16 protein-coding genes and 1 tRNA gene are annotated in these 15,106 nt (G+C 47.4%); 8 read left to right on the top strand and 9 right to left on the bottom strand.

Going from position 1 to position 15,106, the window contains the following annotated elements:
* Positions 1–262 precede the first annotated feature (262 nt).
* Positions 263–1,039 carry an enoyl-CoA hydratase gene (locus ACO0LB_RS19935; protein ID WP_423052337.1) on the bottom strand — a complete coding sequence of 259 codons (777 nt, stop codon included), beginning with the start codon at positions 1,037–1,039 and terminating at the stop codon, positions 263–265.
* Positions 1,040–1,299: 260 nt separating this feature from the next.
* On the bottom strand, positions 1,300–1,674 hold the full coding sequence (apaG, locus tag ACO0LB_RS19930; RefSeq protein ID WP_423052335.1) for a Co2+/Mg2+ efflux protein ApaG: 375 nt from the start codon (positions 1,672–1,674) through the stop codon (positions 1,300–1,302).
* A gap of 120 nt (positions 1,675–1,794) precedes the next feature.
* Here apaG and rpe point away from each other — a divergent pair, with 120 nt between their 5' ends.
* The 6 genes from rpe to trpC all read left to right on the top strand — a co-directional run bounded on the left by rpe (position 1,795) and on the right by trpC (position 7,372).
* Positions 1,795–2,460, top strand: a complete 666-nt coding sequence (rpe, locus tag ACO0LB_RS19925) for a ribulose-phosphate 3-epimerase (protein ID WP_423052333.1) — start codon at positions 1,795–1,797, stop codon at positions 2,458–2,460.
* A gap of 102 nt (positions 2,461–2,562) precedes the next feature.
* Complete coding sequence (locus ACO0LB_RS19920; protein WP_423052331.1) at positions 2,563–3,243, top strand: phosphoglycolate phosphatase; 681 nt, start codon at positions 2,563–2,565, stop codon at positions 3,241–3,243.
* Between the two features lie 227 nt (positions 3,244–3,470).
* On the top strand, positions 3,471–4,967 hold the full coding sequence (gene trpE, locus ACO0LB_RS19915) for an anthranilate synthase component I (RefSeq protein ID WP_423052329.1): 1,497 nt from the start codon (positions 3,471–3,473) through the stop codon (positions 4,965–4,967).
* Positions 4,968–5,540 (top strand): anthranilate synthase component II, encoded by a 573-nt coding sequence (locus ACO0LB_RS19910; RefSeq protein ID WP_190480610.1) that lies wholly within the window; start codon positions 4,968–4,970, stop codon positions 5,538–5,540.
* Positions 5,537–6,568 carry an anthranilate phosphoribosyltransferase gene (trpD, locus tag ACO0LB_RS19905; protein WP_423052327.1) on the top strand — a complete coding sequence of 344 codons (1,032 nt, stop codon included), beginning with the start codon at positions 5,537–5,539 and terminating at the stop codon, positions 6,566–6,568. Before ACO0LB_RS19910 ends, trpD begins: the two co-directional genes overlap by 4 nt.
* A gap of 3 nt (positions 6,569–6,571) precedes the next feature.
* Complete coding sequence (trpC, locus tag ACO0LB_RS19900) at positions 6,572–7,372, top strand: indole-3-glycerol phosphate synthase TrpC (protein WP_423052325.1); 801 nt, start codon at positions 6,572–6,574, stop codon at positions 7,370–7,372.
* A 70-nt stretch (positions 7,373–7,442) separates the two neighbouring features.
* Here the strand turns inward: trpC and ACO0LB_RS19895 are convergent, their stop codons facing one another.
* The 5 genes from ACO0LB_RS19895 to ACO0LB_RS19875 form a co-directional block, all read right to left on the bottom strand.
* Positions 7,443–9,308 (bottom strand): M61 family metallopeptidase, encoded by a 1,866-nt coding sequence (locus ACO0LB_RS19895; RefSeq protein ID WP_423052323.1) that lies wholly within the window; start codon positions 9,306–9,308, stop codon positions 7,443–7,445.
* A gap of 72 nt (positions 9,309–9,380) precedes the next feature.
* Positions 9,381–9,833 carry a DUF3429 domain-containing protein gene (locus ACO0LB_RS19890; protein ID WP_423052321.1) on the bottom strand — a complete coding sequence of 151 codons (453 nt, stop codon included), beginning with the start codon at positions 9,831–9,833 and terminating at the stop codon, positions 9,381–9,383.
* Between the two features lie 164 nt (positions 9,834–9,997).
* Entirely contained in the window at positions 9,998–10,582 is a 585-nt protein-coding gene (locus tag ACO0LB_RS19885; protein WP_423052319.1) for a nucleotidyltransferase family protein, read from the bottom strand.
* 18 nt (positions 10,583–10,600) lie between these two features.
* Positions 10,601–11,335, bottom strand: coding sequence for a DsbC family protein (locus ACO0LB_RS19880; RefSeq protein WP_423052339.1), 735 nt, complete (start codon positions 11,333–11,335; stop codon positions 10,601–10,603).
* Between the two features lie 70 nt (positions 11,336–11,405).
* Positions 11,406–12,599 (bottom strand): UbiH/UbiF family hydroxylase, encoded by a 1,194-nt coding sequence (locus ACO0LB_RS19875; RefSeq protein WP_423052317.1) that lies wholly within the window; start codon positions 12,597–12,599, stop codon positions 11,406–11,408.
* Positions 12,600–12,754: 155 nt separating this feature from the next.
* Here ACO0LB_RS19875 and ACO0LB_RS19870 point away from each other — a divergent pair.
* Positions 12,755–12,830: transfer RNA gene (locus tag ACO0LB_RS19870), tRNA-Phe, on the top strand.
* Between the two features lie 148 nt (positions 12,831–12,978).
* Positions 12,979–13,554, top strand: a complete 576-nt coding sequence (locus tag ACO0LB_RS19865; RefSeq protein WP_423052315.1) for a hypothetical protein — start codon at positions 12,979–12,981, stop codon at positions 13,552–13,554.
* Between the two features lie 209 nt (positions 13,555–13,763).
* Here the strand turns inward: ACO0LB_RS19865 and ACO0LB_RS19860 are convergent, their stop codons facing one another.
* Positions 13,764–14,765, bottom strand: a complete 1,002-nt coding sequence (locus tag ACO0LB_RS19860; RefSeq protein ID WP_423052313.1) for a tyrosine-type recombinase/integrase — start codon at positions 14,763–14,765, stop codon at positions 13,764–13,766.
* Positions 14,755–15,106 (bottom strand): DUF4224 domain-containing protein (locus ACO0LB_RS19855; RefSeq protein WP_423052311.1); only part of this gene is annotated, 352 nt, incomplete at its 5' end. The genes ACO0LB_RS19860 and ACO0LB_RS19855, both read right to left, overlap by 11 nt.

Genomic DNA, 15,106 nt, shown 5'->3' with positions numbered 1-15,106 from the left:
CAAGTGCCCACATTTATTGACTGTTAATTGTTAAAGAACCGTATTCTTTTCTGCTTTTGCTTCGAAGCGTTGTGTTCGTCAGCAGCAGAGAAGCGAGATTATGCAGGATCTAACCATACATGTCAACCACAGCAAACAATTTAAATGAAATACATTCAAATGTGCAGCAAAGCCTGTAGTTTACGATGAGTAAACCTGCTCTCAAAAAAAGAAGGAGAGTGATAATCACTCCCCCTCCTTTTTTCCGTAGCAGTTGCTGTAATTACTTGTTTTTAAATTCTGGAGTACGCTTTTCAAGGAAAGCTTTCATACCTTCTTTTTGATCATCAGTGCCAAAACTGGCCTGGAACAAACGGCGCTCATACTGAATGCCTTCAGACAGAGTCGTTTCATACGCACGGTTAACAGACTCTTTTGCCATCATCACGATAGGCAAGGACATTGATGCAATGATGTTTGCTGCCGCAAACGCTTCTTCCATTAACTTATCCAGTGGAACCACGCGAGAAACCAGTCCGGCACGCTCAGCCTCAACCACATCCATCATGCGCGCGGTCAAACACATATCCATCGCCTTTGACTTTGAAATCGCGCGCGGCAATCGTTGCGAGCCGCCAGCACCCGGGAGGGTTCCGAGTTTGATTTCAGGTTGACCAAATTTTGCGTTTTCTGCAGCGATAATGAAATCACACATCATTGCCAACTCACAGCCACCGCCCAAAGCATATCCAGCCACAGCACCGATCACCGGCTTACGAATCTGACGAATCGTTTCCCAATTGCGTGTGATGTAATCATCGTTATAGGCATCCATAAAACTATAATTCACCATGGCGGCAATATCAGCCCCCGCTGCAAATGCTTTTTCACTACCAGTCAAAATGATGCAATGAATACTCGGATCTTTATCCAGCTTCTTCAATGCAATTCCGAGCTCATCCATGAGCTGATCGTTCAATGCATTCATCGCTTTTGGGCGATTAAGTGTAATCAAACCAACTTTGTCGCGGGTTTCAAGCAAAATACATTCGAATTCCATGTTAATTCCTATAAATAAAAGAATGTTTACTCATCACATTGTAACGAATACAGTCAGCGCGTTGATCAGAGATACGATTAAAATCTCCCGATTGCACAATGAAAGAAAATTATGTGGCTTTTAGTATTAGAGGCGGGTATCGCCCTATTCATGTTGATATTTATCGTCTGGTGGACCATGTTTTCAGGCCGCAAACCAGATACAAGAGAAGTTTTATCTGACACAGACAAACACAAGACGGACTGAAGCACTTGCGTGGATCAATGTAATGTTCGCGGAAGTGATAAAACAAATTCAGGAATATCTGCCTCGAAGCGACTACCATCCTCAGCTACACAGAAGTAGCTTCCCTTCATGCTACCCTGCGGCGTTTTCAGAGAACTGCCGCTGGTGTATTCAAAAGATTGTCCGGGGGCAAGAAATGGCTGGTGCCCCACTACACCCAGACCTTTTACTTCTTCCAGATGATTTTTGGCATCCATAATCAACCAGTGCCTTGAAATCACCTGTGCAGCAACCGTACCGGTGTTCTTTATAGTAATGGTATAAGCAAACACAAAATTACCATGGTCGGGATCAGATTGCTCCGCCAAATATTGTGTGACGACAGAAACACTCATTTCATATGCTGCCATTGTTGCCTCTCTTCGTAATCGGTGCGACTGTGAAATTATCATTGTGCCAGAGTAAGCCAAAGACGACATAGCCCGCACAAGGTAAAATGGTGCCTCTTTATTTCGCATTATTACTCATATATGACTACCTATCGCATCGCTCCCAGTATTCTTTCCGCTGATTTCGCTCGTCTCGGGGAAGAAGTCCGCAATGTTGTTTCTGCTGGTGCTGACATGATTCATTTCGACGTCATGGATAACCATTATGTACCGAATCTGACTATTGGCCCTCTGGTCTGCGAAGCGATACGTCCACATGTACAAGTCCCCATTGATGTCCACCTGATGGTCAAACCAGTTGATCGCATTATTCCTGACTTCGCCAAAGCGGGCGCTAACATCATCAGCTTTCACCCTGAAGGTTCTGAGCATATTGATCGCAGCCTGCAATTGATTCGCGATCATGGTTGCAAAGCTGGTCTGGTATTTAACCCAGCCACTCCCTTGCATGTGCTGGAACACGTCATGGATAAACTCGATCTCATTTTATTGATGTCAGTCAATCCGGGTTTCGGTGGGCAATCCTTCATTCCCCACACATTGAAAAAGATTGCAACAGTACGCAAACTAATTAATGACTCCGGGCGCGACATCATGCTGCAAGTGGATGGCGGCGTAAAAATTGATAATATCCGGGCAATTGCAGAAGCGGGCGCGGATACATTTGTCGCTGGTTCAGCCATCTTCGGCAAACCAGACTACAAAGCAGTCATTGATGCCATGCGGGCAGAATTGGCGCAAGCCTAAGCATCAACGCCGACTGCCGCAACAGAGTACGAGTGCGTTACCAGACCTCTGCTTTGTTGCGCTTTATTTTCACTGACTCACATCGTATTCTTCATCACGCCCATGTCCACTTCGATTAAAGCAGTCATCATCGACCTTGATGGCACAATGCTAGACACCGCTCCAGATTTTCTGGTGGCAATCAACCTGATGCGCACCGACTTAAGCCTGGCTCCTCTGACATTGGATCAAGTGACATCCATGGTCGGCAAAGGCTCAGAGAATCTGATACAAAAAGTATTGGCCGTCAATTTTGATCAAACTGATATCACATTGCATTTTGATCGTGCAATGGCATCGTATCAACAACATTATCTGACAATCAACGGCAATCATAGCAATGCCTATCCTGGGGTATTCGAAGGTTTGGAGTCCATGCGAGATCAGGGGCTGCGTATGGCTTGCGTCACCAATAAACCACTGGCATTTGCAATACCGCTGATGCAAAAGAAAGGCCTATACGATTATTTTGAGCTAATTTATGGCGGCGACTCTTTTCCCCGTAAAAAACCTGACCCGATGCCACTGCAACAAGTTGCGCAACAGTTCGATCTGTTACCATCCCAAATTATGGCAATCGGTGACTCCAGCAACGATGCGATAGCAGCGCGGGCGGCGGGTTGCCCCGTGTTAACAGTACCGTATGGCTACAACCACGGCGAAGCTATACAAAATATTGAAAGTGATGGTATAGTCGAAACTCTGCTTGAAGCGGCACGACTGCTGGCAAACAGAAATCAATAATTAACTCTCATCATTCCAATCACGAATGTTCCTCGATAACAAACGTCCCGCAATCACACCAGGCGCCTTTGAGGCCTGGCTATGGCGACGCTGGCAATTCTGTTAAATAACTGAATGCCGCGAATGGCTGTGCGCACCCTCAGCACAACTGTTTGCTTGTTTTATCAATCTGTCTTATCCGTCCATACTCCATTTTGCGAGCAATTGCTGACGGCTGAAAGAAAACCATGACCGAACTCGAATTCAAATCGCTGGCCGCGCAAGGCTACAACCGTATTCCGATGATTGCGGAAGCATTCGCTGATCTGGAAACGCCACTGACCCTGTACCTGAAACTTGCTCAGACCCAGAACGCGGGCAAAAACACGTTCCTGCTCGAATCCGTCATGGGTGGCGAGCGTTTCGGGCGTTATTCCTTCATCGGCCTGCCTGCCAATACGCTGTTGCGCAGCTACGGTGAAAAAGTAGAAATCGTCAGAAATGGCGAAATCATCGAAACATATCAGGGTAATCCACTCGATTTCATCGCAGAATTTCAAAGCCGTTTCAAAGTAGCGTTACGTCCTGGCATGCCACGTTTTTGCGGCGGACTCGCCGGTTACTTTGGCTACGATGCGGTACGCCATGTCGAAAAACGCCTCGCACACAGCGCGCCCAAAGATGATCTTGGCCTGCCGGAAATTCAGTTACTGGTGACAGAGGAATTAGCGGTCATCGATAATGTGTCAGGCAAGCTGTATCTGATTGTGTATGCCGATCCTACGCAAGCCGAAGCATGGTCTAAAGCGCGCCAGCGTTTGAAAGATTTGCGTGCGATGTTACGTCGCAGCGTTGATGCGCCCGTTACATCCGCCTCGGTGCGCACCGAATCCATACGCGATTTCGCCAAAGAAGATTATTTAAAAGCCGTTGAAAAAGCCAAGGAATACATTATGGCGGGCGATCTGATGCAGGTACAGGTCGGACAGCGCATCAAGAAACCTTATGTTGATTCGCCGCTGTCACTGTATCGTGCGCTGCGCTCACTGAATCCGTCGCCGTATATGTATTTCTACAATTTTGGCGACATGCAGATCATCGGCGCCTCGCCAGAAATTTTAGTCCGCAACGAAAGCCTGAATGATGGCTCGCGCAAAGTCACAATACGTCCGCTCGCTGGCACACGTCCACGCGGTGCGACGCCAGAGCGCGATGCTGAACTCGCCAAAGAATTGCTGGCTGATCCCAAAGAAATCGCCGAACACGTGATGCTGATTGATCTCGCACGCAATGACATCGGCCGCATCGCCACGACTGGCAGTGTCAAGGTAACGGATCAGATGGTCATCGAAAAATACTCGCATGTACAACACATCGTGTCGAATGTCGAAGGCACATTGCAACCACAATTATCAAATCTCGATGTGCTGAAAGCGACCTTCCCAGCTGGTACGCTGTCCGGTGCGCCAAAAGTACGCGCGATGGAACTGATCGACGAACTAGAACCGGTCAAACGCGGCATCTACGGCGGTGCCTGCGGTTACCTGTCATTTGGTGGCGAGATGGATCTGGCGATTGCGATTCGCACTGGTGTGCTGAAAGACGGCATGTTGTATGTGCAAGCGGCGGCGGGCGTGGTAGCAGACTCGGTGCCGGAAATGGAATGGCAGGAAACAGAAAACAAGGCGCGCGCAGTTTTGCGCGCAGCCGAACAAGTGCAAGATGGTCTGGACGGAGAAATTTAAATGCTGCTGATGATCGATAACTATGATTCCTTCACTTACAACCTCGTGCAGTATTTTGCCGAGCTGGGTGAAGATGTGCGCACCTACCGCAATGATGAAATCACACTGGACGAAATCGCCGCATTAAAGCCGGATCACATCTGCATTTCACCGGGGCCATGCACGCCGCATGAAGCTGGCATTTCTATTCCTGTCATCGAACGTTTTGCAGGCCAGATTCCTATTCTTGGCGTCTGTCTTGGTCATCAAAGTATCGGTGCTGCATTTGGCGGCAATATCATCCGTGCCAAGCAAGTCATGCATGGCAAGACGTCGATGATTGCGCACACTGGCGTCGGTGTTTTCAAAAATCTGCCCAGCCCTTACACCGTTATCCGCTATCACTCGCTGGCGATAGAACGCGCTACGTTGCCGGATTGCCTGGAAGTCACCGCATGGACTGACGATGGCGAAATCATGGGCGTACGCCACAAAGAATTTAATCTGCAAGGCGTGCAATTCCACCCCGAATCCATCCTCTCAGAGCATGGCCATGCTCTGTTGAAAAACTTTCTGACCGGAGCAGCACAATGACGATTTCTCAGCAAGAAGCCCTGACACGCCTGATAGAACACCGCGAAATATTCCATGATGAAATGCTGTATCTGTTCCGCAAAATCATGGGCGGTGAGATGTCACCACTGATGATCGCCGCCTTAACCATAGGTCTGCGCGTCAAGAAAGAAAGCATAGGTGAAATCACCGCAGCGGCACAAGTCATGCGCGAATTCTCGACCAAAGTGCCATTGGTCAATACCGAGAATATGATCGATATCGTCGGCACCGGTGGCGATGGTGCGAATACGTTCAACATTTCCACCACCTCGATGTTTGTGACTGCCGCTGCCGGAGCGCGCGTCGCCAAGCACGGCGGGCGCAGCGTTTCTTCATCATCTGGCAGCGCCGACGTGCTCGAAGCGCTGGGTGTCAACATTAACCTGAATCCGGAACAGATTGCACAATCCGTCGCCCAGACCGGCATCGGTTTTATGTTTGCACCAAACCATCATGGCGCAATGAAACATGCGGCACCCGTGCGTCGTGAACTGGGTGTGCGCACCATTTTTAATATCCTCGGCCCGCTGACGAATCCGGCAGGCGCACCAAATATTCTCATGGGTGTATTTCACCCCGATCTGGTCGGCATTCAAGTGCGCGTACTGCAGCGGCTGGGGGCAAAACATGCTCTGGTCGTGTGGGGCCGCGACAATATGGATGAAGTGTCACTCGGCGCACCGACCATGGTCGGCGAACTGGTCGATGGCGAAATCCGCGAATACGATATTCATCCGGAAGACTTTGGTCTGCAAATGGTGTCGAGCCGGAATCTGCGTGTGTCAGGTGCAGAAGAATCGCGCGAAAAAGTATTGGAAGTGCTGAACAATGTCAGCGGCGCCGCGAAAGATATCGTCAGCCTGAATGCCGGTGCCGCTTTATACGGCGCGGGCGTTGCCAGCTCGATTGCCGACGGCGTCAGGAAGGCGCAAGAAGCGATCGCCTCTGGTGCTGCACGTGCCAAGATGGATCACTTCATTCAGGTCACTCAGCAACTCGGAAAGTAAATTATGTCGGACATACTTAACAATATCCTGGCAGTCAAAAAAGATGAGATTGCTGCAGCAAAAAAATATCAGTCACTGATCAGCCTGCGTGACGAAGTCGAATCCGACAAAGAAGCACGCGCGCAGCTGCGTGGTTTTGAATCCGCACTGCGCAACAAAATTGCGGCGGGTAATCCTGCGGTGATTGCGGAAGTCAAAAAAGCCTCGCCCTCCAAAGGTGTGATCCGGCCAAACTTTAATCCGGCAGACATCGCTAAAAGCTACGAGCAACACGGTGCGGCCTGTTTATCGGTACTGACAGATGTGCAGTTTTTTCAGGGCGCACCGGAATATCTGCAACAGGCTCGCAATGCCTGTGCATTACCGGCCTTGCGCAAAGATTTTATGATTGATCCGTATCAGGTGTATCAGGCCAGAAAATGGGGCGCTGATTGTATCTTGCTGATCGTTGCCGCACTCGATCATGGTCTGATGGCAGAACTCGAAGCCTGCGCACACGAACTTGGTATGGGCGTGCTGGTTGAAGTACATGGGGCGGAAGAATTGGATGCGGCATTAAAACTGAAAACGGCGATGCTTGGGGTCAATAACCGCAATCTGCGTACGTTTGAAGTGTCACTGGATCAGACAATACAGTTACTGCCAACAATTCCACCAGAAAAGTTAGTCATCACAGAATCGGGAATTCTTAATCAAGACGACGTGAAACGTATGCGCGAAGCTAACGTACACGGCTTCCTGGTTGGCGAAACGTTTATGCGTGCTGACAATCCTGGTGCAGAACTGGCGCGGCTATTTAACTGAATTCACCTTAGTAAAACGCAAAAAAGCCAGATATTGATATCTGGCTTTTTTATGGAAAATACTCAATCGCTCAAGTACTGCGCTTGCTTTTTTTGATAAAGCTCGGGCGTGATTTCAACAACGGCAAATCAGTCTCCTCACTCAACCGTAGTTGATATGCCGGCGCATCATCAATCTGCAAACTGGCATCAACAATCATTAACTCGTCCCGACGAAAAACATGCAGTTGTATTTTTTCGCCCACCCGGTAACGACCAAGTGCGGCGGATAACTGATCACCCGCGTCCGCCGCGGTCACCCGCAAACCGTTGATGGCAATCAGTACATCCTGGGCAGACAGACCTGCTACATGTGCAGCACGTCCTTCGTATACGTTCGCAATACGGCAATCATTCCCATCGCGAACGACACGGATACCCAAGGATGGTTTGGATGCTGATGCAGAGGGCTCCAGGGCAATGCCAAACTCTGCATATAATTTCGCCAGCGGTACATCACTTGTACCATGCACATAGCGCTGAAGGAACTGCCGCGTATTAATGCCAGTTGCCTGCTCTATCAACATGCTGATGTCTTCTTCGTTGACTCCGTGCCCAGATTCTGTGTTGCCCTGCTGATAAAAGTCACGACCAAATCTTTTCCACATTGCACGCATGACATCATCCAGAGATTTCTTACCTCCGGTTTCGGTACGTATCAATAAATCCAGTCCTAATGCAACCAAAGAACCTTTGGTGTAATAACTGACAATCGCATTCGGTGAATTTTCATCCTGACGATAGTATTTAGTCCAGGCATCAAAACTTGATTCGGCAACACTTTGTTTCAGACGGCCGCTGCCGCGGGTAACGGTGTTGATGGTTTTTGAGATCAGTTTTAAGTAGGCGGATTCATCAATCACACCGGCGCGAACCAGAACAAGATCGTCGTAGTAACTGGTGAAACCCTCGAATACCCAGAGCAGACTCGTATAATTTTCACAACTCAGATCGTAGTTTGCAAACGCAGTGGGTTTAATCCGTTTGACGTTCCATGTATGAAAATATTCGTGACTGCATAATCCAAGAAAATTTCGATACGCATCACTCATATCAGCATGATGACGAACAGGAAGATCACTCCGATTACACATCAGCGCTGTGGATGCGCGATGCTCCAGTCCGCCATAACCATCGCCCACCACCATGGTCATAAACACATAGCGATCCATGGGTGCTTGTTTCGTGCGTGGTTCAAAAAATCCGATCTGGTATTCACAGATTTTTTTTACGTCGGCGACAACACGTTCCATATCAAAGTTAGGAATTTTCCCGGATACAACAAAGTCATGCGACACACCATGTGCATGAAATGTCGCCAGAGAAAAATTTCCCATTTCTACCGGATGATCAATTAACTCGTCGTAGTTATCTGCAATGTAAGTACCGAAACCATAGCGCTCGGCATTGAGTTCTTTCATCGCAGTTGCCACGCGCCAGGTGCTGCAAGCCGGATGATCAGCGCGCTGTATATCAACAACATGTGTCAGGGATTGCTTGCCATGGACACACAGGAAGACACTGGTTCCATTAAAAAAACCGTGTTGCTGATCAAGATGGGCTGCCCTGACTGACAAATCCCATGCGTAAACTTCATACACGACTTCCAGTGGCCCTTTGCAGCGTGCAGCCTGCCATGTATGTTTGTCCAATTTTTTCAGCGTGACACGCTTGGAATCAGACGATGCCTTGATCTGCACGATATTGCGAGAGAATTCGCGGATCATATAGCTACCCGGAATCCATGCTGGCAAGCTCAATATCTGCCCTTCAGGGGCAGGACTGTCAACGGTCATCGTGACCTGAAACAAATGGCCGGCCAAATCTTTTGGAATAATGGAATAACGTACAGCTGGCTTCAATTGTGTTGTCGCTTGTGTCGTCTTTTTTGTCACCATCGTTTTATTCATGCTGAACGAACTTTCAGTTTCCAGTTTTTTGTGAATACAGGTTTTACTTCGTCTTCAGAATCAGTTACGGACATTGGCGGCGATGAACGTAAATATCTGCGCCGTAACCACGACGCGCGTCAGTTGCAAACGCAAATCAATAAACCAGGAAGGGATTGAGTAACTTTCGTATAAACGTTTATCAATCTTATATGCGGCAATGAAACCGACAACCTGCACCAGAAATCCTACTCCCATATTAATCAGGGAGCACCAGGCTATCAATGTCGGAATAACGCCCCAGATCAGAGCACGTCGTGCCTCCTCTACGTCCTTGCCATCGGCCATGATGGTGACGCCCCAATGCAAGCCCCCCAGAAAAGACAAAATCACAATGCCATAGGCCAACTGCGCCTTGATGAAATACCCCAGCCATTCGGGATGTACCAGCCAACAGGCGAATGTCAGCAAAACAAACGGAACCAGACCGATAAAACCGAGGCGAACAACCAGACGTTGATTCAAATTATTCATATACGATCACTGCCAGCAGCAGTGCCTGATGAGTTGCAATGACAAAAAAATCGCTATTTTAGGGGAAATCAGCGAAGGCACATCAGAAACATACAATTGCTCACCAATATTATGTCTTGGCATACAACAAACTGGCCGCGAGACTGAGCCTTTTGGATCGGGTGTCAGATATCATTCGCGGCTGAAGCCACGTCAACATCCTGATGTATGCCTGGATCGTCGACCTGAATCTCTGTCACCGGAAATGTGCTAAGTAATCGCCGGGCCCCCTGATCACCACTGAGTTGCAGTAATTCAGTCAAATGTGTCCGGCTGAACCCTACCGGATTACCACGTTTTCCCTGAAAGACAGGCACTGCAATATCGGCACCTTCCCTCAAAGCACGATGAAGAGCGCTCACCGTCGCAGGCGATACATACGGCATATCACCAAGCGCAATAATCCAGGCATCACTGTGCTGCGTTTCCAGCAAAGCATGGCGCAGTGAATATGCCATACCCGCGTCCGCATCCTGACAAATACTGATCCTGCAACCAAGATGCATCAGTTTTTGAGCAATCTCGTCAGTACCAGGTCTCAGCACAGCCAGCACGTCTGGCAATGTAGTAAGTAAGTGAGCAGCACTACACTCGACCATCGTCTGATGAGGACAGTGCGCGTCCATCCTATGCAATAGTTTATTTTTATGCCCGCTGGTATCGTAACGGCGACCACGACCCGCCGCCAATAAAATGCCAGTACAGTTCATCACTTGTGCCAACAGAGATTAATTTGCTTTAACAGGCTGCAGGCTGGCAAATTTTTCTTCCAGCCCAGCAGAATCCACTGCTCCGGGGATGCGCGATCCATCGGCAAAGAAAATAGCCGGCGTTCCGTTCACACGCAATTTACGGCCAAGCGCCAGTATTTTTTCGTGTGGTGTGACGCAGTTTACAGCTGCCGCAGGCGCTGCTTTGCCATTCAACATCCATTCATCCCATGCCTTGTTTTTATCTGCAGAACACCAGATATTTTTTGATTTAACGGTGGAGTCATCGGACAAAATGTTATACATAAAGGTGTATACAGTAATGTTGTCCATGCCCGCCAGTGTCTTGCGGAAGCGTTTGCAATAACCACAGTTAGGGTCTTCAAATACCGCAATCACACGCTTACCGTTGCCTTTGACCATTTTCAACGCAGAATCTAATGGCAGATCGGAGAATTTAATCTTGTTGAGTTCATCTGCTCTGATCTTGGTGTAGTTGGTGCCAGTTTTCGTATCAAAAACATTGCCCACAAATAAGAACTGCGCTTTTTCGTCGGTATAAACAATGTCCGACCCCATACGCACTTCGTACATGCCCATATAAGGCGTTTTGACGACAGAGTCAACTTTCACCCCCTCTCCCAGTCGAGGCTCCACTAGTTTTTTAACTGCAGCTTCCTGAGAGCTTTCTGCCATTGCCAGACCGGAAAACCCGATCAAGAGACTTGCTATACATTGTTTCAAATACATCATTCTTCCTTCTTCATCGGTCTTGCGTGCGGCATTCACTTCGTTAAACACATCATGTCAGATGCTCTGGTCATCAACGTCCCATTGCATGAGAAATCAGCTTACTCTTTATGACCGGGAAACGATCCAGTAAGTTCAAACCGGCGTTCCGGATCAGACGTACCGGCGCCAGATCAGAGCCAAATAAACGTGCCAGCCCATCGGTTGTCAATTGCATCAGCATGACCTCTTCTTTTCTGGCACGACTATAGCGCTCCAGCACACGAGCATCGCCGCAATCACGATGGTCTTCGCGGTTTTTGACAATATCCAATAAAGCAGCCACATCACCAAACCCCAGATTCATACCATGTCCAGCGAGAGGGTGCACGACGTGTGCGGCATCACCAATCAAGGCAACACGTTGCGCGATCATGCTGTGGGGGCGAATCAGATTTAATGGAAACGCCTTGATTTCCTCAGGTAATACCGGCGTCAGTTGACCCAGTATTTCCGAACAGTACTTAGCCAAGCGGTCTGTCAGCGCAGACAAAGGCTCACGCATTAACTGTGCAGCCAACTCATCCGGCGCGGACCATACCAGCGACACACGATTTCCTGGCAATGGAAGCAAGGCAATGATGCCCTGCTCTTCTACAAACCACTGATGTGCAATACCAAAATGAGGTTTTTCACACTCAAAATTGCACACCACGCCTTTTTGTCCATACGAACGATAACTCAGACCGATATCGCACTGACCACGCACCCAGGATTGCGCGCCATCCGCACCAATAATCAGACCCGCATGCAATTCCGAACCATCAGCTAATGTCAATGAAACACCATCCTCCTTCTGCTGCAAGGCTGTGGCGACACCCGTCACCAGAGACAAATTCTGCGCAAACCGGATTGCGGTATCCAAAGCCTGCCCCAGATTTTTATCTTCTACAATCCAGGCCAACTCATCAATCCGTGCACCGTAGGCATCAAATCCTATTTGACCAGCATCCGCTGCAAGCCCTCCTTTTACCCTCATTTCCGTCACAGGCGCTACCCGTGACGCATCCAGTGCATCCCAGACCTTCAAGGAAGCCAATACATCATGCGCCACATGATTCAAGGCAAACACTCTGACATCCCAATGTTCCGATACGGGAGCAACAGCAGCAGACTGACACAATAACGCAACCTTCAGACCTGCCTGCACAAATCCTAATGCAGCAGTCTTACCTACCGCGCCATTACCAACGATGCAGATATCATATTGATGAATTTGAGTCGTCATACACATTTTTGACCAGATATGAACAGAAAACACATTATACGGCACCCCCTGCAAACGCCTGATGCGCCGTATCAAAGCAAAGCAATCTGAAAGAAAAAGGAATTTTCCAGAAGCACTTGCCAAACAGCGATCCGATCTCTATAATGCATGGTCTTGGCCTGGTAGCTCAGTCGGTAGAGCAGAGGATTGAAAATCCTTGTGTCGGTGGTTCGATTCCGCCCCGGGCCACCAAGTATTAGTAGTAAAAACAAGGGGTTACAGAAATGTAACCCCTTTCCTTTTATGCGTCTGATCTACAAAATTAGGCTGCATTCTACAATTCTAAAAATTCACCTCATCAAACACCATACATTTAACATTATCAAATGTACGATAATTTATGGATTCTTTAACATTAAGTATTTTCCTAATGGGCGCAGCCCCGACTCTGCTAGCAATCATATTCATATATAACGCAGCAGTCTGGAATTGGAAAACTAAGCCATTGATACCACTTTCGTTAGGCTTAGCAACCCTCATTTTAGGATTTGCAGCCGATTTGTACTTAGCAACAAAACCTGCCGAAATAAAGCAAATGTTAGACTCCCCTAAGCTGGTTCTTAGTGCGGAGCAAATTAAACTTTTCAAATCTAACGTAGACGCGAATGATGGTCTCGCTAAGCTTCTCGAATTCGTTACTATTCCATTAGCCGTTTCACTAATTGCAGCAGCTGTGTTTGCAAAAGCTGATTCACAATTTATTCGACGATTAGAACAATATAAAAAAGCATGCGAAAAATTATTTAATTTAGAAACGGAACTAACCAAAGCCGAAAAAGAGTTCGAACAAAGAATAATAAACGGTGATCGTGGGAAAGACTTTCTTGATCATTTGGAGCGACTTCAAAAATTTCGCTTGCACGTCATTTTTGCCCGTAGCGATCTTCGCAGAGAATTTAAAGACATACTTGAATAAAGAAATTTTATTAACGATGGGTGGATGCAAATTAAAGCGAGTTGTACGCAAGAACCATTGGATACTGCCATCCAGCAAAATAACAATTTCCAAAATATTGACGATCTAAAGCTAGGTGATGTAATCCTATGCTATTGCAATCCTGCTCCCTCCAAATTTCAAATTTCAAATTTCGCCCAAAATCATACGAGAAAATCATTTGAAAAATATTAATTACGCTTGTTAAATGGTTTTACGATTTCCCCAACTCTATTCCTAGTATAGATTTCCGTGGTTATACGATTTTTATGTCCAAGTAATCGCTGTGCATGTGCAAGGTCTTGCGTATCAGTCGCAGCCTTAGCGCGTAAATCTCTAAACTGAAAATTCACGCCCGCAATCTCTCTCGCTTTATCAAAGCGTGAGCGCAAAGCAAAATAACTTAATCGCTGTCCATCCGGGTCTTGTAATAGCGCCTTATTCACCTTATCACGTGGTTTAGCCAAAATTCGGGCGATTACCTCTGCCAGTTCGCCCTCAATTGCAATACGTAGCTTTTTTCCTGTCTTATTTTGAGTAAGGCTCAGACTTCCATCAACGATATCTGTCACATTAAATTTCAACACGTCCGCCGGGCGCTGCCCGGTGCACAATGCCAAGTCCATTGCGTCTTGCACAGTAGGATGCGCACAAGCCCATACAGCCGCATATTCATCATCAGACACGTACCTGTCACGTGATTTTTCTTTATGGCCTTTAATGCCGATACAAGGGTTAGTAACGTCGGTATAACCCCAAGCCCTCGCATGATTGAAAATCGTGCTAAAAAGTGCCTTCTCCCGGTTCGCACGTACCTTAGATGTTTCGCCGCGCACTCGCAAATATTCCGCAATGTCATAAGGTCGAATAGTATCGATGACCAATGCACCGAATACAGCGTCAAGCAACTTGAAATATTGCGTGTAGTCTCGTTGAGTATTTGGTTTCAAAGTTGGTAGAACTTCTCGCATATAGCGATGGCCAATGCAACTGAATGTTTTATCTTCGGCAAATACTTTTTCACATTCCAACTCTGCCCATTTTTTTCGAGCTTCGTTGAGATCATCGCTGAGAGGCGTCCACTTGCGCGGTAGGGTTGTCGTTACGTGATAGTAACGACCTTTTTTAAGATGCATTCTTGGCGGCAAATGATGATGTGCTGTTCGCTTGCGTCCCATGATTTTATCTCGCACCAATATTTCTTAAAATCTGAAAATTTGGCCTCACGGAAGTGTCAGGTATATTTGCTGTCTCTTTCGGAAAACCCGTCCCCATACGTATTTCAAAATACACGCGAGCCACTTTTGGCAAATTGCGCGCATTGATTTCAAATTTCCAATTGTGATTTCTGAGCCATTCAATTTGCCGTGATCTGAATGAATAGCCAGTCAATTCTTTGAGTTCGTCATTAGAACTCATTTCATAAATAGGGTCTGTTAACTTTTTTCGGATTATGTTAACTTTGGAGCATGACACGAAGAGAAGAATTAACCGAAGATCAATGGAGCATATTGTCTCCCTTAATTCCAGAATC

The organism is Undibacterium sp. SXout7W, assembly GCF_049339385.1.
In the GTDB taxonomy this organism is placed as follows: Bacteria; Pseudomonadota; Gammaproteobacteria; order Burkholderiales; family Burkholderiaceae_D; genus Undibacterium.
This window is presented reverse-complemented; position numbering and strand designations above follow the sequence as displayed.